This is a genomic window from Actinomadura pelletieri DSM 43383 (assembly GCF_003634705.1).
GTDB lineage: Bacteria > Actinomycetota > Actinomycetes > Streptosporangiales > Streptosporangiaceae > Spirillospora > Spirillospora pelletieri.
Map to the genome: position 1 here is coordinate 513,888 of NZ_RBWU01000006.1, position 21,617 is coordinate 535,504.

At 70.6% G+C, this 21,617-nt stretch carries 14 protein-coding genes; 9 read left to right on the top strand and 5 right to left on the bottom strand.

All coding sequences use genetic code 11. The features are described 5' to 3' along the window. Nucleotides 1–18: 18 nt before the first annotated feature. Together BZB76_RS27610 and BZB76_RS27615 are read left to right on the top strand one after the other, a co-directional pair. Nucleotides 19–1,458: an LCP family protein gene (locus BZB76_RS27610; protein ID WP_147449572.1), complete on the top strand. Its 1,440-nt coding sequence runs from the start codon at nt 19–21 to the stop codon at nt 1,456–1,458. A 179-nt stretch (nt 1,459–1,637) separates the two neighbouring features. Continuing rightward, nucleotides 1,638–2,621 carry a glycosyltransferase gene (locus BZB76_RS27615; RefSeq protein ID WP_121437322.1) on the top strand — a complete coding sequence of 328 codons (984 nt, stop codon included), beginning with the start codon at nt 1,638–1,640 and terminating at the stop codon, nt 2,619–2,621. Between the two features lie 104 nt (nt 2,622–2,725). On the opposite strand, the gene BZB76_RS27620 is transcribed toward BZB76_RS27615, so the two are convergent. Continuing rightward, on the bottom strand, nt 2,726–5,884 hold the full coding sequence (locus tag BZB76_RS27620; protein ID WP_147449573.1) for a beta propeller repeat protein: 3,159 nt from the start codon (nt 5,882–5,884) through the stop codon (nt 2,726–2,728). Nucleotides 5,885–5,974: 90 nt separating this feature from the next. Further along, on the bottom strand, nt 5,975–7,480 hold the full coding sequence (locus tag BZB76_RS27625) for a sulfatase family protein (protein WP_170180774.1): 1,506 nt from the start codon (nt 7,478–7,480) through the stop codon (nt 5,975–5,977). Between the two features lie 158 nt (nt 7,481–7,638). On the opposite strand from BZB76_RS27625, the gene BZB76_RS27630 reads away from it, so the two are divergent. Continuing rightward, nucleotides 7,639–9,123, top strand: coding sequence for a family 43 glycosylhydrolase (locus BZB76_RS27630; RefSeq protein WP_170180775.1), 1,485 nt, complete (start codon nt 7,639–7,641; stop codon nt 9,121–9,123). A gap of 6 nt (nt 9,124–9,129) precedes the next feature. Here the strand turns inward: BZB76_RS27630 and BZB76_RS27635 are convergent, their stop codons facing one another. Genes BZB76_RS27635 through BZB76_RS27645 form a run of 3 tightly spaced genes read right to left on the bottom strand, consistent with a single transcriptional unit; the run spans nt 9,130 to nt 12,715 of the window. Continuing rightward, the gene (locus tag BZB76_RS27635; RefSeq protein ID WP_121437326.1) at nt 9,130–10,164 is read right to left on the bottom strand and encodes a glycosyltransferase; all 1,035 of its coding nucleotides are present in this window, start codon (nt 10,162–10,164) and stop codon (nt 9,130–9,132) included. Next, nucleotides 10,161–11,357 carry a hypothetical protein gene (locus tag BZB76_RS27640; protein ID WP_121437327.1) on the bottom strand — a complete coding sequence of 399 codons (1,197 nt, stop codon included), beginning with the start codon at nt 11,355–11,357 and terminating at the stop codon, nt 10,161–10,163. The genes BZB76_RS27635 and BZB76_RS27640 overlap by 4 nt, the downstream gene beginning before the upstream one ends. Continuing rightward, entirely contained in the window at nt 11,354–12,715 is a 1,362-nt protein-coding gene (locus tag BZB76_RS27645; protein WP_121437328.1) for a hypothetical protein, read from the bottom strand. Before BZB76_RS27645 ends, BZB76_RS27640 begins: the two co-directional genes overlap by 4 nt. Before the next feature lie 131 nt (nt 12,716–12,846). Here BZB76_RS27645 and glf point away from each other — a divergent pair, with 131 nt between their 5' ends. The 6 genes from glf to BZB76_RS27675 all read left to right on the top strand — a co-directional run bounded on the left by glf (nt 12,847) and on the right by BZB76_RS27675 (nt 21,614). Further along, nucleotides 12,847–14,052, top strand: a complete 1,206-nt coding sequence (gene glf, locus BZB76_RS27650; RefSeq protein WP_121437329.1) for a UDP-galactopyranose mutase — start codon at nt 12,847–12,849, stop codon at nt 14,050–14,052. Further along, a complete protein-coding gene (locus BZB76_RS27655) occupies nt 14,049–16,100 on the top strand; it encodes a glycosyltransferase (RefSeq protein WP_246007243.1) in 2,052 nt (683 codons plus the stop codon). Before glf ends, BZB76_RS27655 begins: the two co-directional genes overlap by 4 nt. Further along, the gene (locus BZB76_RS27660; RefSeq protein ID WP_121437330.1) at nt 16,097–16,966 is read left to right on the top strand and encodes an ABC transporter permease; all 870 of its coding nucleotides are present in this window, start codon (nt 16,097–16,099) and stop codon (nt 16,964–16,966) included. The genes BZB76_RS27655 and BZB76_RS27660 overlap by 4 nt, the downstream gene beginning before the upstream one ends. Before the next feature lie 3 nt (nt 16,967–16,969). Beyond that, on the top strand, nt 16,970–17,764 hold the full coding sequence (locus BZB76_RS27665) for an ABC transporter ATP-binding protein (RefSeq protein WP_246007244.1): 795 nt from the start codon (nt 16,970–16,972) through the stop codon (nt 17,762–17,764). Nucleotides 17,765–17,827: 63 nt separating this feature from the next. Then, nucleotides 17,828–20,506 carry an HAD family hydrolase gene (locus tag BZB76_RS27670; RefSeq protein WP_121437331.1) on the top strand — a complete coding sequence of 893 codons (2,679 nt, stop codon included), beginning with the start codon at nt 17,828–17,830 and terminating at the stop codon, nt 20,504–20,506. 40 nt (nt 20,507–20,546) lie between these two features. Continuing rightward, nucleotides 20,547–21,614 carry a class I SAM-dependent methyltransferase gene (locus tag BZB76_RS27675; protein ID WP_211343216.1) on the top strand — a complete coding sequence of 356 codons (1,068 nt, stop codon included), beginning with the start codon at nt 20,547–20,549 and terminating at the stop codon, nt 21,612–21,614. The last annotated feature ends 3 nt before the right edge of the window (nt 21,615–21,617 follow it).

The following is a 21,617-nucleotide window of genomic DNA, read 5'->3' on the forward strand; positions in this document are numbered from 1 at the left end:
TGTGCTGAAATGTTACGGATGCAGCGAGCCGTCGCGCCGTCTCCGGTGTACTCCGCGCCCGCCCCACCGTCACCGGAACCGCCGGAGCGGGGGCGTCTGTGGCGCGTGCTCGGCTGGGTGTCGGTCGCGCTGTCGGTGGTCCTCGTCGCGACCAGCCTCACCGCGTACGGGTTCTGGCGCCGCCTCGACAGCCAGATCGACCGCGAGAACCTGGACGGCCGTCTCGGCGACGACCGTCCCGAGAAGCTCAACAACTCGTTGAACATCCTGCTGATGGGCTCCGACAGCCGGCAGGGTGAGAACGCCCGCTACGGCGTCGAGGCCGGGCAGCGGTCCGACACCACCGTCCTGCTGCACATCTCACCCGGCGGCGAGAGCGCGATCGGCATCAGCTTCCCCCGCGACTCGATGGTGCGGATGCCGTCCTGCGAGAAACGGAACGGCACCGTCGTCCCCGCCCAGTTCGGGATGATCAACGCGGCGTTCTCGAACGGCGGCCCGGCCTGCACCTGGAAGACCATCGAGTCCCTCACCAGGATCCACATCGACCACTACGTCGAGGTGGACTTCGCCGGATTCAAACGGGTCGTGGACGCGCTCGACGGCGTGGAGATCTGCGTGCCGCATCGCATCGACGACCCCAAGGCGGAACTGCGCCTCAGGGCGGGCCGCCAGACCGTGCGCGGCGAACAGGCCCTCGGCTACGTCCGCACCCGAAGCCTCGGCGACGGCTCCGACCTCGGCCGCATCAGACGGCAGCAGGAGTTCATGGCGTCCGTGGTGAAGAAGGCCACCGACAAGGGCATGCTCGCCGACCCCGGACGCGCCTACGCCACCCTCTCCGCCGTCGCCAGATCCATCAAGGTGGACGACAAGCTCACCCTGCCGGTCATGCAGAAGATCGCGAACAGCCTGCGGGGGATGAGCGCCGGGAAGGTCCGGTTCGTCACCGTCCCCGTGCAGGCGTACCCGCAGGACCCGAACCGCGTCCAGTTCAACCGGGCCCTCGCGGAACCGCTGTTCGAGGCCGTCCGGCAGGACAACAAACTGCCCGAACCGGCCCCGCCGCCCGTTCCGACGCAGAACGCGAACCAGCCCCCGCCGGTCCCGCCGCGAGAGGTCAGGGTCGGCGTCTTCAACGGGACGGGAACCCCCGGCCTCGCCCAACGCACCGCGGACCAGCTCACCGAACGCGGCTTCACCGTCGTCAAGGTCGGCACCGCCAAGAAGCGCTTCGACCGCACCCAGATCCTCTACGGGGTGGGCGCCGAACGGCAGGCGGCCCGGCTGGCGATCGCGCTGCCCGGCCATCGACCGCGTCCGTGGAAGTCCGCCAAGCCCGGCCATGTCTACCTCGTCATCGGCAAGGACGGCGCCGTGCTCCGCGGCCGGAACGCGACGGTGCCGAAGGTGGCCGGAGAGATCCGCGCGGACCGGGACAGCTGCGCGGGGGCCTGACGTGGTCGGCGATTGACATGCCGACCGTCGGGGCGCACCGGTATCTTGGCCGGGCCAACCAACACCCGGACTGAAACGTCACCCTTAAGACGGCCAACTGAATCCCCCCGATCGCCGCCCCGAGGAGCCGCCCCCCGCACCGGGCTCTAGCGGGTGCTCGCTCCCCCCGGAACGGACACATGCAGCCCGAACCCTTCTCCCTCCTGATGACCGTCTACGGCGGCGATCATGAGGAGCACGTCAGGGCCGCCTTCCACAGCGCGGTGCACGACCAGACACTCCGACCCGACCAGGTGGTCCTCGTGCGGGACGGGCCCGTCTCCGCCGAGCTGTCGTCCTGCCTCCGGGAACTCGTCGAGAACTGCCCCGTCGAGGTGTCGTACGTCCGGCTTCCCCACAACCGCGGGCTGGGCCCCGCCCTGGACGCCGGCCTGCACGCCGCGCGGCACGACATCGTCGCCCGCATGGACGCCGACGACATCGCCATGCCGCACCGGTTCCAGACCCAGGTGCCGCTGGTCCGCGCCGGCGCCGACCTCGTCGGCGCCGGCCTGCTGGAGTTCGGCACCGACATCTCCGACGTCGTCGGCCGCCGCATCCCGCCGAGCGACCCCCACGACATCGCCCGCTACTCCCGCCTGCACGACCCCTTCAACCACCCCACGGTCGTCTACCGCCGCTCCGCCGTCGTCGCCGTCGGCGGCTACGGCGATCTGCCGTTGATGGAGGACTACTGGCTGTTCGCACGAATGATCGCGAACGGCGCGCGGGTGGAGAACATCGCCGAGCCGCTCGTCTACTACCGCGTGGGGGACGGCGCGTACGAGCGGCGCGGAGGACGTGACCTGCTGCGTTCGGAACTGCGGCTCCAGCGGGAGATGCTCGGCGAGGGCTTCATCTCCCGCCCCCAGTACTGGCGCAACGTCGTCGTCCGCGGCGGCTACCGCCTTGTCCCGACCCTGATCCGGCGTCCCATCTACCGGATGGTCGTCGCCCCGTACGGTGCCCGCCGCAACCGCTCCCGTGAGAGCGTCGAGCCCACCGCGCCGACGGCGGCCCTACGCCATATACCGCGTCCCGCCCGTTCGCCCGAGCAGAGTCGCGCGCCGATGACGCCCTTAACCGCACCGCCGAAGCCGCCGCCGGGCCCGTCCGCTCCATGACGGCGGCGAGAAGGGCCGGGAAACACCGTCCCCGGCCCTCGGTGCCCGTCGTCCTCGAGGTGCCCGCCGTCCTCGAGGTGCCCGCCGTCCTCGAAGGGCCGCGATCAGCCCGCGCGTGACCAGAGCACGGGCTGGTCGCCGTTGGCGTCCGCGCTACGGCCCACGCCGAGCAGCGTGCCCTTGAACGCCGCGAGACCGGTGACCTCCTGGTGGCCGGCGCCGCCCAGACCGGTGCCGCCGGGTGTCGCGGTGGTCCATGACAAGCCGTCCGGAGAGGTCCACGACACCACGTCCGTCGCGCCCACCGGTCCGGTCGTTCCGGTGGCGGCGAACCCCTTCGTGGACGCGGCCAGGGCGGTGACGGAGACGATCGTGTCGCCGCTCGGTGAGTTCAGCGGTTTCCAAGTCTTGCCCGCGTCGGTGGACACGTAGCCGAGCCAGTTCAGGCCTTGCTGGGTCGCCGCGATGCCGGTGGCGACGAGCGTGTTCCCCTGCGCGGCGACGTGGGTGAGGTGGCCCGCGGTCACGCCCGCGGGCAGCTCCAGCAGCTGGAGCGCCCACTTCCTACCGTCGGACGACGCCCACACCGAGGGACGATTGCCCTGGGCTTCGTGACTGCCGCCGACGGCCGCGTAGCCGAACGGGCCGGCGGTGACGTCCAGTATCCAGCGCGGGGCGTTCTTGTTCCCCTGCAGCATGCTCGGGTCGACGCCGGTGCCCCGTGCCCATCGCGCGAGGTCCTTGGTGGCCCAGATGGCCGCCGAGTGGCCCTGCGTCCCGACGATCACATAGCTTCCGTTGCCGGCCGCGGCGGCGTAGGTGATCGGTATGCCCTCCTTGTCGCCCGCGAAGACGGCGGCGGAGTCGGCGGCCTCCCAGGTCGCGCCGTCCCTTGAGGTGACGACGAGCGGACGGCGCGGGGCCGCCTGGTCGTAACCGACCGCCAGCCAGCCGGACGCGCCGCCGGTGACGTCGGTCAACTGCTGCGGCCCCGGCCGGGTGAACGCGGCGCCGAGCCCCTGGGCCGGCTTCCAGGACGAGCCGTCCGGCGACGACCAGGCCGCGGCGTCGCCATGCGCGCTTCCCACGGCGACGGCGAGGTCGCCGGTCGCGCCGACCGATCGGACGGAATGGTCGGGTCGGATCACACCCGCGATCTTCGTCAGGTCGACGGGCACGGCGGCGCCCGCCGCGTCCCACACGCCGAGCATCGGGTCCATGTCGCCGCCGCCCGGCTCGCGGCCGACGAGGACGGACCGGCCACCGGCCGCGGCCGTGCCCGTGATCTCCAGGCCGGGCTTCGACTCGGCCATGCCCGCAGCCTTCCACGCCGCGCCGTCGGCGCTGCGCGACAGCAGCATGTCCCTGTCCCGGACGATGACGGCCACATAGCCGTTGGTGTCACCGACGACCCGGTGCGTCCGCAGGTAGCCGGAGGTCCGCAGCGCGCCGGCCGCGGTCCAGGACCGGCCGTCCTTGGACGTGTACGCCTGACCGTAGAGCTTTCCGCCCGACTTGATCTCGCGCACGGCCAGGAACCCGGGTTCGCCGCCGCCGACCACGAGACCGCGACTGCCCTTGGGAACCGGCACGTCGGAGGTCGACCACGTTCGGCCGCCGTCCTCGGAGCGCCAGACCAGCCGGTAGGGGCCCTGCTTTCCGGATTTGGGCGTGACCAGCCCCTCCAACAGGATCACGTCACCACTGGCGGCCGCCTCGACCAGCGAGATGGTGCCGTTGTTCACCCTGACGCCGATCTGGTCGCCGACGCGGGCCTCCCAGCGCCGCCCGTCGCCGGACAGCCACACGGCCGGTGCGGAGTCGGTGAACTGGCCGTTCTTGGAATTCTCGCCGATGGCGAAGTAGCCGCTGTCGGTGGCGACGATCCGCTGTACGCGGTTGCCCTTGCCGAACACGTCGCCGACGGCGTCGGGCTGCCTGCGCCACTCCGTACCGTTCTCGCTGGTCCACACCGCGCCGCTGAACTCGGTGCCGGAGCCGATGGCCACCCAGCCGCGGGACGAGCCGCCGACCGCCGAGGGAACCCCGCCGGACGGCGCGACGCCGCCGTCGGTGCCCTGCTGGGTGGCCGACCTGAACGTGCGGCCGCCGTCGCCGGAGGTCAGGAAAAGGCCACGGGCACCCTGCGGATCGGTCTCGCCGCCGACCGCGACGACGGTCGAGCCGACCGCCGCGACATCAGTGATCTGCTGGTCGCGGCCATCGGTTCGGGCGGTGCCGCCCACGGGGAACATCGAGGCGGCGAGTTTCGCGCCTTCGACCTTGTCGCCTTCGTCCTCGCCTTCGAACAGGCCGGGCACGACGAGGACGCCCGCGGCGGCCAGACCCGCCACGGCGAGCACCGCGACACCGATGAGGAGCGGCTTCTTGAGGCTCCTGCGGGGCCTGGTCGGCCCGACATGCGTCCGCCATGGCTCTTCGATCACCGGTGGCGGCGCCAGCGGCGGGACGGGGTTCGCCCCGGGCGGGCCCGCGTCCGGAATCTGCTGGACCCACGGGGACGGCTCCGGCGCCGCGGCGCCGGGCGGCGTGCCCGGAATCTCCTGCGCGTAAGGGAACGGTTCGGGGGCGGCAGGAGCGGCGGGAATCTCCTGGGCGTAGGGGAACGGCTCGTGGGCCGGCGGGCTCTGGGACGGTGTCGCAGGCGGGTGGCCGGGTGCCGGCCGCGGAGGCGCCGGCGGCTGGTGTGAGGGGAGCGGCTCCACCCGTGTCGCGTCAAGACTCGGCTGCGTGGACGGGAGGGGCGGCGGTGTCGGCTGCTCCACCCGTGTCGCGTCCGACATCTCCTCCGCGTACGGGAAGGGCGGCGGCGCCGGGATGTCGGTGGACGTGGCCGGAGGGGCGACGGCCGACGGCGGTCGACCGGCCGCGGGAGCGGTGGCGGGAGCGGTGGCGGGTGGCTGCGCCGCGTCCTCGTCGGGGGTCTCCTCGTTTGAGCCGCCGGCGCTCGGGGCGGCCGGGCGGGACTCCATGACCACCGTGTGCCGTGTCTCGTCCGGCTCCGAGCCGGAATCCGATGCTTCGTCCGCAGGGGATTCCCCCTCGGGGACGCCGCCTTCGGAGCCGCCGGTGGACGCGGCCGCGCGCTCCGGCTCGTCTTCGTCGTCGTCGAACTCGGGAAGCAGCGGACCGGTCGGTCCCTGCTGGTCGTCCAGCCACTGCGGCGGTGGTGGCTGGGCCGGCTGTCCGGGTTCGGGACGTTCCACCTCGTGGTCGTCATCCGGCTTTCCGGTTGGAGTCACACCCGCTCTCCCAGCATTAACTCAATTGCACGTGTCGCCGCGCGGTCGTGGTCGCCAGCGATGATAGCGGCGTACAAGAGACGCATTCTCTTACCGGCTTCTGCCTGCGGAGGTGCAGCCGACTCCGGAGCAGTGCGCCAGTACATCGAGAAGGTTCGAGAGGTATCGCCGCCGCTGCTCCGGCAGTGTGCCGAAGATGTTGTCCAGTTCATGAGGGTCGCGGCGGCGATCGTAGTACTCGCGTTCTCCACTGGCGTACTCGACGTAGAGCAGGTCGTCGTTCCGGATCGCGTTGTAGGTGGTCGGGGCGCCCGGGGCCGAGTCCTGCCGGTCCGGGTCCTCGGGGGACGGCGGCGGCTTGACGTGCTCGATCAGGGCGGTCTGCCGCCAGTCGGGTCGCTTCGTGCCGCGCAGGAAAGGAACGAGCGACCGGCCGTCGGTCGCGGGCGGCGGGCGCACGCCCGCGAGTTCCAGGAAGGTGGGCGCCAGGTCGGTGTTCTGCGCGACCTCCTCGACCCGGTGACCGGCCGGGACGTTCGGGCCGGTGACGATGTAGGGGACGCGGACGTCGGTGTCGTAGGCGGTCATCTTGCCCCCGGCCAGCCGGTGTTCGCCCATGTGGAAGCCGTTGTCGGAGCCGAACACCACATAGGTGTCGCGGTCGCGGCCGAGTTCCTTCAGTGTTGTCCGGATCCGGCCGATCATCTCGTCCACGGACTGGACCATGCGCACCCGGTCGCGGAAGCCGGCGTCGATGCGGCGGATCCTCGGTTTGCCCATCCGGGGACGCGACCGGAGCCAGGACGGCTTGTCACCGACATCGGCTTCGTTGAACGAGGCCGAGCGCGGAGCGCGGAGGGTGGGGAAGGCGCCGGCGTGCCTCGGCGCCGGAACGAACGGCCCGTGGGGTGCGAACGTCGAGATTTCCATGATGAACGGTTGCGCGGACGCGTGGGCCCGCCTGATGAAATCGAGCCCCTTGTTCGCGAGGACGTCGGTCAGGTAGTCCTGCGGTTCGTCGCCGTAGTGGACGAGCCGCCCGTTCTCGTTCAGGTCGTAGTTGAACTCGGGATAGCCGTTGCCGGCCACGTACCACTCGTTCCAGCCCGGCGGGACGTACGGTCGTCCGCCGCCCTGCGCGTCGTTCGGCTGATACCCGTTCATGTACTTGCCGAGCAGGGCGGTGCGGTATCCGGCCCGCTGGAGGAGGGGTGCGAACGACGCCTGCTCGCCGCCCTTCGCCTTGAAGACCTGGTAGCCGCCGTCGGGTGGGAAATTGGTGCGTACGCCCGTGTTGTGCGGATATCTTCCGGTGAAGATCGTCGCGCGGGAGGTGCAGCACAGCGAGTCCGCCACGAGGAAGTTGTCGAAGGTGAGCCCGTCCCGTTGCATCCCGCGTACCTGCGGCATGTGCTCGATCAGATTCCAGGAGAGGTCGTCGGTGAGGACGAAGACGATGTTCGGCTTCTTCGCCGGCGCGGTCCTCTTCGGCGTCCCGCCCCGATCGTCCTCCCGCTGGAAGCCGCTGCAGCCGCTGAGCCCGAGTGCCGCGATGACCAGGAGAATCAGGGTCGCGAGCCGCAGTTGCCGGATCAAACTCCGTCTCTCCTTCGGGCCGCGGACGTTGATCAAGCGTAACGAAGTGCCGGGATCTTTCGCGCATGAGCGACGTTCCCGGCGCGGTCCTGCCGCCGTGCCCGCGTGTCCTCGGCGGTTCGTCGTTCAGAGCGGGTTGTTGGCATGATTCGGGAGCTATGAGGAGGACGGGCGGGGACGTACAGGCGCTCGCGCCCGCGCTGCCCGTGGTCGCCGGAGCCGCCATCAGCGCGTTGGTGGCGGCGGTCGTCCTGTCCGCCGTCGCCTGGGGACCGGGGTCCGGCGGAGCCGGCGCACAGCCCTCGGCGGGGGCGTCGAACGGACGGTCGGAGCCACCGGGGCCGCCGCTGCCGAGTCCCGCCGGGTCGCCCGTGCCGATCGACCCGCCCGGCTACTCGCCGACGGAACCGGTGATCCGCGGCTCGTTCGCCGACCCGACCGTGATCAAGGTGGCGGGCAGGTACTTCGCGTACGGCACCAACAACCCGTCCGCGACGATGCCGGTCGCGACGGCACCGTCCCCCCTGGGGCCGTGGAAGATGTCGCCGGGCGACGGCCTCGCCCGGCTCCCCTCGTGGGCGACCGGGGGGCGGACGTGGGCGCCCGAGGTCGTCCCGCCCCGCGCCGGGTCGGGCCCGTACGTCCTGTACTTCTCGGCACGCCGCAAGGACAGCGACCACCAGTGCATCGGTGTCGCGACCGCGACGTCACCGGCGGGTCCGTTCATCCCGCACGAGGGGGCGCCGCTGGTGTGCCCGCTGACGCTGGGCGGCGCGATCGACCCGGCCTCCTACATCGAGGCGGACGGCACGCGCTACCTGCTCTACAAGAGCGACGAGCTGAAGACCGCCGCGATCTACCTCGTGAAGCTGTCGCCGGACGGGCTGAGCCTGGCCGGTCTGCCGAAACGGATCATGGGTCGGAGCGCGAACGAGCCGGTGCTCGTGGAGGCTCCCGACCTGGTCCGGCGGGGCGGCAAATACGTGCTGCTCTACTCGTCCGGGTGGTACTTCAAGCCGAACTACCAGACCCGCTACGCGGTCGCGTCCTCGATCGAGGGTCCGTACGAGAAGGCGGCGTCGCCGCTCCAGTCGACCGACGGCTACCGGCGGACGGTCGAGGGTCCGGGCAGCGCGGACCTTCTCACCGACGAGAACGGCGACTACCTGGTCTTCCACGGCATCCTGGCCTACCGCGGCGGCTCCAGGGTGAACCGGGGGATGTACGTCGCCCGGCTCGGATGGGACGGTGCGCGGCCCGCCGTCCGGGGCGTCCCCGTACGGCACGAGGCGGAGCGGGCGCGGCTGAACGGCTGTGTGCCCGCGCGGGCGCGGCCGAAGGCGTCGGGCGGCCGGACGATCGGCCCGTTCACCCACGACGGCTGCCGCGTGGACGTGCCGGTGTTCGCACCCGCCGCCGGACGGTATTCGATCAGCACGCGGTACGCGAACAGAACGGGCCACGGCGCCGACCTGGAACTCGCGGTGAACGGGTCCGTCACGGGGTCGGTGTCGTTGCCCTCCACGGCACGGCCCGGATGGGCGTCCGCGACGGCGGGAGTGACCCTCACGGCCGGGTGGAACACCATCAGCCTGCGAAGGCTCGCCGGGCAGGCGGAACTCGACTTTCTCGACCTTCGGTGAGCGCGGTCAGGCCGGGTCTTCGGTCCTGGTGGTGGAACCGCCTGGGACGACGGCGGGAACGGGAACGTCGACGCCGACCTCGCGGAGTAGTGCCGCGGTGGGTCTCGGGCGACCGAACAGCCCCGCCCTGATACCGCGGAGCATGGCTCGACCCAGCCTCGCCCGGTTCGAAGAGCCGGCGAAGGTGCGGGCCCACCGCCGCAGAGTGGATCCGGTGTAGAGGACGCGCTCCGCCGGAGCCAGGCCCGAACTCCTGCTGAACAGCCAGATCTTGTTACGGACCTCGTAGAAGAAGCGCTCGCCCGGGTCGGCGTCCGCCCCTCCGAACCGCTCGGTCTTGTGGACCGCGACGCTGGCCGGACAGAGCAGCCCACGGCGACCGCGCAGCAGCCGGGTCGTGAACTCGAAGTCGTCGTTCCAGAGGAAGTAGTCGGCGACCGGGAGCCCGCACTCTCGGACGACTGCCGCGTCGACCAGTACGGACACGAAGGACGCGGAACGGATCGGCACGCACCCCGCGGCACGCGCGATCCGTGACTCGACCGGCGTCGGTCGCGGCTTCGGACGCGGCGTGTTCATCGGATGATCGCGGCCGTCGGTCCATACGACCCGTCCGGCGACCAGCGCGGGCGGCCCGTCGGCACTGGTCGTGGCCTGCTTTCGCGCGGCCAGCAGCGCTTCGAGTGCCCCCGGTTCGGGGACCGTGTCGTCGTCCAGGAGCCAGAGGAGATCGGCGTCGCGTTCGGACGCGTCGGCGTCGGAGTCGGCGTCACCGTCCAGCGCACGCGCCATGCCCGCGCTGAACCCGCCCGCACCGCCGATGTTGCGCGGCAGCGTCAACAGGTCGACGTTCGGGAATCGGGCGGTGACCATCTCGGTGGTGCCGTCCGCGGAGGCGTTGTCGACGACGATGACCCGGTTCGGGGTGCGCGTCTGTGCGCCGAGCGCGGTCAGCGCCTCGTCCAGGAGTTCGCGCCGCTCGTAGGTGACGACGACCGCCGTGACGTGTTCGCCGCCGAGGACTCCCGGATCCGGGCTCACGGGTTTCGCCTGCCCGTGGCGCGCCGTACGGCCCGTTGGAGCGCCGGTGGGTGAGACGCGGACACCTCCAGAAGCCGTTGCAGGTTGTCGCGGACGTCGGCCATCTCGCTGTGCAGGTGCGCGAGCCCGATGCGTTCGTGCGCCAGCGTCAACTCTTTCAGCAGATGCGCCGCGACCTCGATGGACGCGGTCGCGATCAGCTCGTCGGAGACATCGCCCGGCAGCGTGCCGGAGCCCGGCTCACCGGACGTCGTCAGCTCGTCGAGGTCTCCGCGTATGTCATAGCCGCTGGTCCTCAGGGAGTCGGCGAGTTCCCGAGTGCGCGAGGCCGCCCACTCCACATGCCGCGCCGGCAGCCCCATCGGCCTGCGGTCGGTTCCGGTGAGCCCCTGTTTCATGAGGTACTCGCCGACAATGCGTTCGTAGTCGTCGCCCAGCGCCGGTCCGATTCGCTCGTTCAGCCGGCGCAGCAACTCCGCCTCGACCGCCGACAGCGGCTCGTCCGCGGGGATCCCCTCGACGTCGCACGCCTCGGCGTCCACGCCGATCAGGTCGCGCAGGCGGTTCCACAGAAGACCGTGGCCGCCGCCGGGCGCGGGCAGGGTGAGCACGTGGACGCGCTCCTTCGGGACGGCGGACTCCCACGTCCGGAGAACCCGGACCGGGTCGTGCAGCCCCCAGAACATCGGGCCGTACGGCTCCGGAGCGTCGATGCCGTGGGCGACGAGGTCGTCCACGAACCGCTCGAACGTGATCGTGTGGGCGTGCCGGACCTGCTCCTGCCAGTCCAGGATGAGCTGCCAACCGAGGTCGCGGGTGGCGAACACCACGTGCACCTCGGCCGGTTCCAGCGCCGCAACGGCCCGCCTGGCCTGCTGCTCGGTGACCCCGCCGAGAAGACCTTGGGAGAAGACCACGGTGCGGTCGTCCCACGCGCGGGCACGCTCGACCATTCGCGTCCACGCGCCGTCCCAGTCCGGTTCGCGCCGCCCGCCCCAGCTCATCTCCCGAAGATCCATGACGGCGCCGAAGTGCTCCTGCGGACCGGCGACGGGATAGCAGACGCCGACATCGGCGAGACGCCGCCGGTTCTCCCACAGGGCCCGGTGCAGGAACGCCGCGTCCGCCGTGGGCGCCCCCACATGGAGGTAGACGGACTTTCCGGACGCCGACCGCGTCATCGGCGCGCTCACCTCGCTCCCGTCTCGGCGTCGGATCGCACCATCCTGCCCTGCACCCTCCGATAGGCGCCGCGCAGCCGCCGCGCGGCGGGATAACGGTCGCCGGCGTTCCGCGCCGCCCACCGGATGAGCGGCACGGTGTTGTCCGCGAGCCTTCCGGTGGTCTCCACGAGGTCGGTGGAGTCCCTGCGCAGCAGGTCGATCCGGTCGCGAACCGGAGTCTGCGCGCCGGGCACGGCTCGGGTCTGCTCCTCTTTCTCCAGGATGCGCCGCAGCAGCGCCGAGATGGCGGTGACACCGGCGTCCGCCATCTCCGTCCAGCGTGCCTCGTCGGGCGGGGGCGCGGGCACGGTCCCCAGGGCGGGACCGGATGCGGCCATGGGCATCAGCTCGTACAGGTCGCCCACGACGTGGTAGCCCGCGGCCCGCAGTCCCTCCGCCATCTCGATGGCCCGTTCGGTCGCCCACGGAACATGCTCGGCGGGCAACTCGATCCGGAGCGGTGACGGCCGCGCCACGAGCACCTCCTGGGCGAGGAAGAGCTTGACGTCGTCGTTGTAGGCGTGCCAGCCGATCCGGTCATCGAGCGCGTCGTTCAACCGCAGCAGGAACTGCGTCTCAGGGAGACCGAGTGAGGAGTTCGCGAACGTGGCGGACAGGTCGAACTCGTCCGGGACGAGGCCGGTGACGGTGCAGAAACGCCGCCAGAGGACGTCGCGCGGAGCGCCGGGCGGGGGCAGCGTCACGACATGGACGCGTTCGGGCGGCAGGTCCGCGCCCCAACGCCCGAGGACGGCGACCGGGTCCTGGAGTCCCCAGAACAGCCGGGCGCTTTCGAACATGCGCCAGTTCTGCTGCCGTAGGGCCGTGACGAACTCGGTGAACGACGTGGTGAACCGGTTCTTGACGTCCTCCTGCCAATGCGCCGGGATCTGCCGCCCGAGGTCACGCACGGTGAAGATCACATGAACATCGGCGAAATCGAGGTCGCTCATGGCCTGCCGGACGTACTCGCGTCGGGCGGGCGCGAACAGTTCCTGGGAAATGATCACGCTTCCGGTCCAGTCGCGGGCCTCCTCGACCAATGCCCGCCACGCCCCGTGGTTCCGCGGATCGGACGCGCCGGAGAAGAACGTTCCGCGGAGGTCGAACGCCGCCCTGACATGGGCGGCGATGTCCTTACCCGGAAAAAGGACGCCGCGCTCCCGCAACCGGTCGCGGTTGTGCCACAGCGCGTGCTGGAGGAACGTCGTGCCGCTCTTCGCGGCCCCGACATGCAGAAAGACCGTGGGACGCGCCCCGTGCGCCGAACTGCGCGCCGGACCGTGCGCCGGACCGCGCGCCGCGCTGATGGAAGGAGATGGGGTCACCGCGATCCCTGGAACTGCGCCGCTACCGATCAAACCCCGGGTATCTTAGCCGCATCGGTATCTAGGGATCGGCCGGCGCCGGGTGCGCGGCCGGGTCCTCCGCTCCCCCCGCATGGGATGGACGCCGTCCAGTGAATATTGATCTCGTGGTGGTCGGTTCCGGTTTCTTCGGACTCACGGTCGCCGAACGGTGCGCGGCCGAACTCGGCCTGCGCGTGCTGGTGCTCGAACGGCGAGAACACATCGGCGGGAACGCCTACAGCGAGACCGAGCCGGTGACGGGCATCGAAATCCACCGCTACGGCGCGCATCTGTTTCACACGTCCAACGAGCGGGTGTGGGAGTACGCGAATCGGTTCACCGCCTTCACCGAGTACCGGCACCGCGTGTACTCCACGTTCAAGGGCCGCGTGTATTCGATGCCGATCAACCTTGGGACGATCTGCGAGTACTTCGGCCGGGTCTTCACACCGGACGAGGCGCGTGCGCTGATCGCCGGGCAGGCGGCGGAGGTGACGGCTCCGACCAACCTGGAGGAGAAGGCGATCTCGCTGGTCGGTCGTCCGCTGTACGAGGCGTTCATCCGCGGGTACACCGCGAAACAATGGCAGACCGACCCGCGCGAACTGCCGGCGGAGATCATCACTCGGCTGCCGGTGCGGTACACCTTCGACAACCGCTACTTCGACGACACCCATGAGGGCCTCCCCGTCGACGGGTACACGGCCTGGCTGGAGCGGATGGCCGACCACCCGAATATCGAGGTCCGGCTGAACACCGACTTCTTCGACGTGCGCGACGACGTGGTCGGCGACGTTCCCGTCGTCTACACCGGGCCACTGGATCGCTATTTCGACTACGTGGAGGGCGAACTCGGCTGGCGCACCCTGGACTTCGAGACGGAGATCGTGCCGACCGGCGACTTCCAGGGCACCCCGGTCATGAACTACGCCGACGAAGACGTTCCGTACACCCGGATCCACGAGTTCCGCCACTTCCACCCCGAGCGTTCCGGCTACCCGTCCGACAAAACGGTGATCGTGCGGGAGTTCTCCCGGGCCGCCGTCCGTGGCGACGAGCCGTACTACCCGGTCAACACCGCCCGCGACCGCGCTCGCCTGCTCGCCTACCGCGAACTCGCGGCGCGCGAGAACGGTGTGCTGTTCGGCGGGCGGCTCGGCACCTACAAGTACCTCGACATGCACATGGCGATCGCGAGCGCGCTCGGCATGGTCGACAACAGGCTGCGTCCCCGTTTCAGCGAGGGGGCGCGGTCGACGAACGGTGGCCTCAGGGCGGCGTCGCCCCAGAAGCAACACGGAGGTGTGGACGAGTGAGCCGATCCGCCGATGCGGCCGAGCCGGATGGTGCCGCCACCGCAGATCTACGCGTTCTGCAGCGGGTCGTGATGCCCGTGGACCGCGACCTGGACGTGCTCAAGCTGTACGTCGAGGGCGAGATCGCCCGGGGCGCGGAGGCCTTCGCCGCCGAGGCCGCCGTCGAGGCGGGTCTGCTCTCCGGCCTCGCCGAGAACGTGGGCCGGCGCAGTGTCGTCGTGCCGGTGGGCCGGCGGGTGTCGTTCGCCACCTACTTCAACGCGTTCCCGGCCAGCTACTGGCGGCGCTGGACGACGGTGGAGGAGGTGACCCTGCGGGTTCGGCTGCGCGGACAGGCCACGGTGATCGTCTACCGGTCCAGCGCGAAGGGCCACATCCAGCGCGTCGACTCCATCCGGATCGACTCGGCGGAGCCCCGCGAGGAGACGGTGCGGCTGCCCCTGCGCCCGTTCATCGACGGTGGCTGGTACTGGATGGACATCCTCGCCGGTGAGGAGGACGCCGTCCTGGAGCGGGCCGACTGGTGCGCCGACGTGAGCGCGACCGGTCCCGTCCGGCAGGGACGGGTCAGCCTGGGCATCACGACGTTCAACCGGCCGCGCTTCTGCGTCGACCAGCTCGTGGCGCTCGGTCGGGCCCCCGAGGTGCTGGAGGTCGTGGACGACATCTACGTCGTCGACCAGGGCACGCAGCGGGTCCGCGACGACGAGGACTTCGCGCTGGCGGCGGAGGCGCTGGGGCCACGGCTTCGCGTCATCGAGCAGGGCAACCTCGGCGGGTCGGGCGGTTTCTCCAGGGCGATGGACGAGACGGTCAGGGCAGGGAAGAGCGACTACGTCCTCCTGCTCGACGACGACGTCGTCACCGAGACCGAGGGCGTGCTGCGCGCGGTCGCCTTCGGTGACTTCGCCCGCACACCGACGATCGTGGGCGGGCATATGTTCAACCTGTTCGTCCGTTCGCAGTTGCACGCCTACGGCGAGACCATCGGACGGTACCGCTGGTGGTGGGAAGAGGCTCCGCACACCAGGCGGGAACACGACTTCGCCGTCCCGGCGAGCCCGGTCGTGGCCCCGAACCGGCGCGCCAAGACCAGCTCCGGAAGCCTGCGGGAGACGAAGTGGCTGCACCGGCGCGTGGACGTCGACTACAACGGCTGGTGGATGTGCCTCATCCCCACCGACGTGGTCCGTAAGGTCGGCCTGTCCATGCCGATGTTCATCAAGTGGGACGACGCCGAGTACTGCGTCCGCGCGGGCGAGGCGGGCTTCCCGACGGTCTCCCTCCCCGGGATGGCGGCCTGGCACGTCCCGTGGCAGGACAAGGACGACGGCATCGACTGGCAGGCGTACTTCCACGAGCGCAACCGGCTGGTCTCGGCGCTCCTGCACTCTCCGTACGAGCGAGGCGGCAACCTCCTCAAGGAGAGCTTCATCATCTCCGTGAAACACGCCCTGGCCATGCAGTACTCCACCGCGGAGCTGATGCTGTCGGCGATAGAGGACGTGCTGACCGGGCCGGAGCACATGCACGACGGGCTCACCACGAAACTGCCTGAGATCCTGGCGTTCCGGGCCGACTTCCCGGACGCGCGGAACCGTGTCAGCCACGAGGAGTTCCCGCAGGTGCGCAGGCGCAAGCCGCCGAGGCGGGGGCGCGGGTTCAAGCCACCGCGGGGGACGGCGAACGTGTTGGCGAGCGCGATGGTCGGCACCATGAAACAGCTCCGGCCCGTGGACGCGACCGCGCTCGACAACCCGCAGGCGGTCGTGCCGCACATCGACCGGCACTGGAGCCTGCTGGCCCAGTTGGACAGCGCGCTGGTCTCGTCCGCCGACGGCACGAAGGTGGCGTGGTACCGGCGCGACCCGGAGCGGTTCAGGACGTTGCTGAAGCGGACGTCGCTCCTCCACGCGCGGCTCAGCCGCGAATGGCCCGCGCTGAGTCGCCGCTACCGGGCGGCCATGGCGGAGGTGGCCTCGCCTGAGGCGTGGCGCGCGACGTTCGAAGCCTCGACTCCCGCCGATTCCGAGGACGCGCGGGGATGACGGTCACACCCATCGGCGCGGACGCGGAACTCCGGCCGCCCGGGAACGACGGCGGGCTGCGTCAGACGTTCCGGAACAGGTACCTGATGCGGCTGCTGGTGCGCCGCGAACTGCGGGCCCGGTACAAGGGGTCGCTGCTGGGCCTCGGCTGGTCGTACGTACGGCCGGCGGTGCACTTCGCCGTCTACTACTACGTCATCGGCGTCTTCCTCGGCATGGACACCCAGATCGAGCACTTCGCGGTCTACCTGTTCTCCGGCATGGTGCTGATCAACCTGTTCACCGAGACGCTGCATTCCGCGACCCGTTCGGTGACGAACAACGCCGCGCTGGTCCGGAAGGTGTTCCTGCCCCGGGAGCTCTTCCCGACGGCGTCGGCGCTGGTGTCACTGGTGCATTTCCTGCCCGGAATGACGATCCTTCTCGGCGCGACCGTCGCGACCGGGTGGCGACCGTCGCCGCAGGCCCTCGCCGCGGCCGTGTGCGGGTTCGCGATCATCGCCGTTCTCGGGCTGGGCCTCGGGCTGCTGTGCGCGGCCGTCAACGTGTTCGTCCGTGACCTGGAGCAGGGCGTGGACATCGCGATGATCGTCATCACCTGGTCGGCGCCGATGATCTACCCGTGGACGCACGTCCGGGAGCATGCGCCGGGCTGGGTCCTGGACGTGTACCTCGCCAACCCGCTCGTCAGCGCCGTGTCCCTGTTCCAGCGGGCCTTCTGGTTCCCCGGAACCGGTGGCGGCTTCACGTTTCCCCCGGATCTGTACGTCCGAGCCGGTGTTTCCATGGCCGTCAGCATTCTGGTGTTCGCCACAGGTCGCGCGGCGTTCGCGCGGATGCAGAAGCGTTTCGCGCAGGAGTTGTAGCCGTTGACTTCCTCGATCGTCATCGACCGCGTCACGAAGAACTTCACGTTGCGGCACGCGCGTTCGATCAAGGAGATGAGTGTCCGGGCGTTCCGTCGGCAGAGCCTCTCGGACCGGTTCCGCGCCCTGGACGAGGTGAGCCTCACGATCGGACGGGGCGAGACCGTCGCGCTGATGGGGCTGAACGGGTCGGGCAAGAGCACGCTGCTCAAACTCATCTCCGGGGTGATGCGGCCGGACGAGGGGTCGGTGCTCGTCCGGGGCCGTGTCGCCGGCCTGATCGACGTGGGCGCCGGGCTGCACCCGGAGTTGACGGGACGGGAGAACGTGTTCCTCAACGGGGCGATCCTCGGCATGTCCCGGGCGGAGATCACGCGGAAGTTCGACGCGATCGCGGAGTTCTCCGGTGTCGAACGCTTCCTGGACGACCAGGTGAAGTTCTACTCGTCCGGCATGTTCATGCGGCTGGCGTTCTCGATCGCCGCGCACACCGACCCGGACGTGTTCCTGATCGACGAGGTGCTCGCGGTCGGTGATCCGCCGTTCCGGGAGAAGTGCCTGGACCGCATCCGGGAGTTGCGTGGCGAGGGACGCACGATGGTCATCGTCGCGCACGACATCCGGATGCTGGTCGGGCTCTGCGATCGCGGTGTCACGATGCGCCAGGGCAGGGTGATCTTCGACGGGGCGACGGAGGAGGCCGGTCGGCTGGTACGCGAGGACCGTGCCGCCCGCCGCGCCGCCCCGACCGCACCGGGCCTTCCGGTGGGGCCCGCCAGAGGAGAGAACGGTGGATAGGGTGTCGCGAATCGCGGCAGGGGGCCGCGCGCGCCGGTACAGGACCAGGGGAGAGGTACGGCGTTGACCAAGCAGGAATCCGGGTGCTCGTTGCTCGAGAACGTCCACCGCATCATCGCCGACCGGGCGTGCACCGTACTGTCGCTCGACATCTTCGACACCGTGCTCTGGCGACGCGTCCCCCGCCCGAGCGACGTCTTCGCGCTGCTCGGCCACCGGCTGCGGGACGCGGACCTCTGCCCGCACTGGGTGACGGACGCGACGTTCCGCCGGATGCGGATCGCCGCGGAGGAGAAGGCCCGCCGCGGTCGCGACACCCTCGGCACCGAGGTCTCGCTGTTCGACATCTGGCGGGCCATGCCGGAAGGCGTGTTCGGCTCCGCGCCGCTCGAACAGCTCGTCGAGATGGAGTTGCGGCTCGAACGCGAACTGACGGTGGTGGACCTGGACGTCGCCGACCTGGTGAAGGCCGCGCGCAAACACGACGTCGAGATCGTCCTCGTCTCGGACACCTACTTCACGGAGGACCAGCTCAGGCACCTGCTCGACCGTCCAGGACTCGGTGCCATGGAGGAGGTGCGGATATTCCGGTCGAACCAGCACGGCGCCGCCAAGGCGTCCGGCCTCTGGGAGATCGTGCTGCGCGAGCTGGGACGCAGCCCGGAGCAGATCGTGCATGTCGGCGACCATGCCGTCGCCGACCATGAGGTGCCGTCCGAACTCGGCGTTCGCACCGTCCACTACCGCCGGGGCGACGAACCGTACCTGGACGTGCTGAAGCGCGAACAGGAACCCGACCACCCGTTCGGCGACTTCGCCCCCGACCTCGACGACCGGCACGGCGACTTCGGCCTGACCAGCCTGCGCGCCAAGGTCGTGCACACGGGTGTCCCGTTCACCACGTCCGCGCTGGAGGTGGCGTGGCGGTTCGGCGCGAGCGTGCTCGGCCCGGTCCTGACCGGCTTCGCGGAATGGGCCGCGGCCAGGGCCCACGAGTCCGGCACCCGGCGGTTGTGGTGTTCGATGCGCGAGGGCGAGTTGCTGTCCCGGCTGATCAACGAGGCGGCACGGGCCCGCGGTTGGGACGTCGAGGCCGGTCCGGTCTGGCTGTCGCGGTTCGTGACGTCGCTCGCGGGCCTCGACCCGCACGACACCGACGCGGTGCACGCGTTCCTGCGCACCGGCTACCGGCTGACCGTCCGGCAGACGCTGTCCGTCCTGGAACTGCATCCCGGTGACGTGCCGGGCCTCGCGACCGAGCTGGACACCGTCATCGACAACGGCGACATCGCCGACCGCGTGGCCCGCGCGCTGACCGAGACGCCGCACCTGCGCAACCGGCTCGCCGTGACGGCCACCACGGCCCGCGAACGCATGATCAAGTCGCTGCGGGCCGCCGGCGCGCTCGACGACACGACGCTCACCGCGGGTGAGCTGACCCTGGTCGACCTCGGCTGGGGCGGGACGATCCAACGCCAGCTCGCGAGGGCGCTGGAGATCGCGCGGATCGACGTCCGGGTGTCCGGGCTCTACCTGGCCACCGACACCCGGGCGGAGCGGGTGTACCTGGCCGGGTTGCGCGCCGAGGGCTACCTGGCGCAGGCCGGGCATCCGGCGCATGTCGCCGCGACCGTCACGCGGAGCCCCGAGATCGTGGAGCAGTGCGTCAACGCGCTGTGCGGTTCGCTGATCGGTTACACCGACGACGGCGAGCCGGTTCTCGGTGAGACGTCCGACTCGCCATCGCAGCGGGCCGAACGCCGGACGGTGCAGGACGGCGTCCTGGCGTTCCAGCAGTTGTGGAACAGGTATGTCGGCGCCGCCGACGGCGCCTGGCCCGACCTCGCCGGTCCCGGACCGGGCCGTGACCGGCTGGCGAGGATCCTGGTGGCCGCGCTGCGGTCCCCGACGCCCGCCGAGGCCGCCGTGTTCGGCAACTGGACGCATGAGGACAACTTCGGCTCTTCGCTTGTGACGACCCTGCTGCCCGCCGATCTGAAGTCGGCCATCCCCTACCTGTCGCCGGGTGACCTCGACGACCTGAACATGCGTGACTCGTTCTGGCCCGCGCTGATCGCCGCGTCCGACACCGGGCTCGGCGCCCTGGCCCGCGCCATCGCGGACGGCGCCATCGAGCCGGCGGCCCTGGAACCGACCGGTGAGCCGTACGAGACGCGGCTGCGCTACCGCACGGCGGACGATCGGTGGCACGAACCGATCCGCCGCCGGGTCAGGATCAACCACAACGGGTTGTCGTTCGCCCGCCTGGACTTCGAGCACCATGACACGGTCGACATCTCGTTGGCGATCCCGGGCCGGCCCGCGATCGTGCGGGTCGACTGGATCGAGGTCAAGGTCATCGCGGGTGGCCGCCGCCGCGAACACGTGCTGCGCTGGGACCGCCCGGAGGACTTCGTCGGCCTCCACTACGCGGACTGCCACTACCTCGGCGGCAACCTGATGCGGTTCGACACCTCGTACGCGGCGGTGTGGCTTCCCCTCGCCCGCCGCGCCGGTGTTCCGGCGGTGTCGTCGGGGCAGGTCACCGTCGCGTTCGCGATGCTGCCGCAGTCGATGACCGGAATGGCGCCGCGTATGCCCGTCGACAGGAGGGCGGAGCGGTCCGCGCGGGCCGCGCGCCTCACCGGAAGGCTCCGCGAGGAGTACCGGACGGCCGGTGTGAAGGGCGTCGCGGCCGGCGCCGGACGGATGGCCAGGAGGAAGCTCGGTGACACCCGATGAGTCCGCTCGCGAGTCCGGTGCGACTCGAACAGGGCACCTGGTGACCGGGTCCCCGGCGGATCCGGACGCGCAGGCCCGTGCCGCCCGCGAGCAGCCGTTGCTGCTGCACTCGATGTCGACGTTCCGGGAACTGTTCGAGGTCTTCTTCGCCCACCGCGAGATCGCCACGGTCGTGGAGGTCGGTGTGGAGTCCGGGCAGGTCAGTTCGCTGTACGCCGATCTCGGTGGGACGGTGTACTGCGTCGAACCACGCCCAGGGGACGACCTTCGCGCCGTCCTCGACGAGGACCCGAGACTGAATCTCGTGGAGGGGTTCTCCCCGGAGGTGCTCGGCGACCTGCCGGTCGCCGACCTGTACGTCCTGGACGGCGACCACAACTACGCGGTCGTCCGCGCCGAACTCGCGTGGATCATGAAGAACGCCCCGGACGCGATGGTCGTCCTGCACGACGTGCTGTGGCCGTGCGGGCGCCGGGACTTCTACTACCAGCCGTCCCCCCTCGCGCCCGAGGACACGCACCCCACTACCACGGAAGGGCCGACGGTCTGGCACGACGGCGTCACCCCCGCCGGGTTCGTCGGCGACGGCGTGTTCACGGTCGCCGCTCACGCGGGCGGGCCGCGCAACGGCGTCCTCACGGCCATCGAGGACGCGCTGGACGACGCCGATGACGACTGGCGCCTCGTGATCGTGCCCGCCGTGTTCGGGTTCGGTGTGCTGGCCAGGGCCGACGCGCCCGGCATGGAGAAGATCTTCGAGGCGCTACGGCCCCTGGCGTCGTCCAACCTGCTCGCGGCCATGGAGAACAACCGGATCGCTCTCTACACCCGTGTCCTGCAGTTGCAGTACGAGGCGGAGGCGCGGACCGAGGACGCGGACCGCCTGGCCGAGACCATCAACACGCAGCAGCAGGAGCTGGCCCGCCTACGGTCCGAACTCGACCGAATCAAGGCCGAGCACGCCGGCGCGCTCCAGGAGTTGCGCGAGCTGAGGAGCGCGTCCGCCGCCCCACCCGATCCGACCCCGGAGCTGGGAGTGGCGGTGGCGCAGCTGGGACGGGCGCTGTCGGCTCGCATGCGCACCAACCCCGGCGGGCCTCCGCGATGAGGC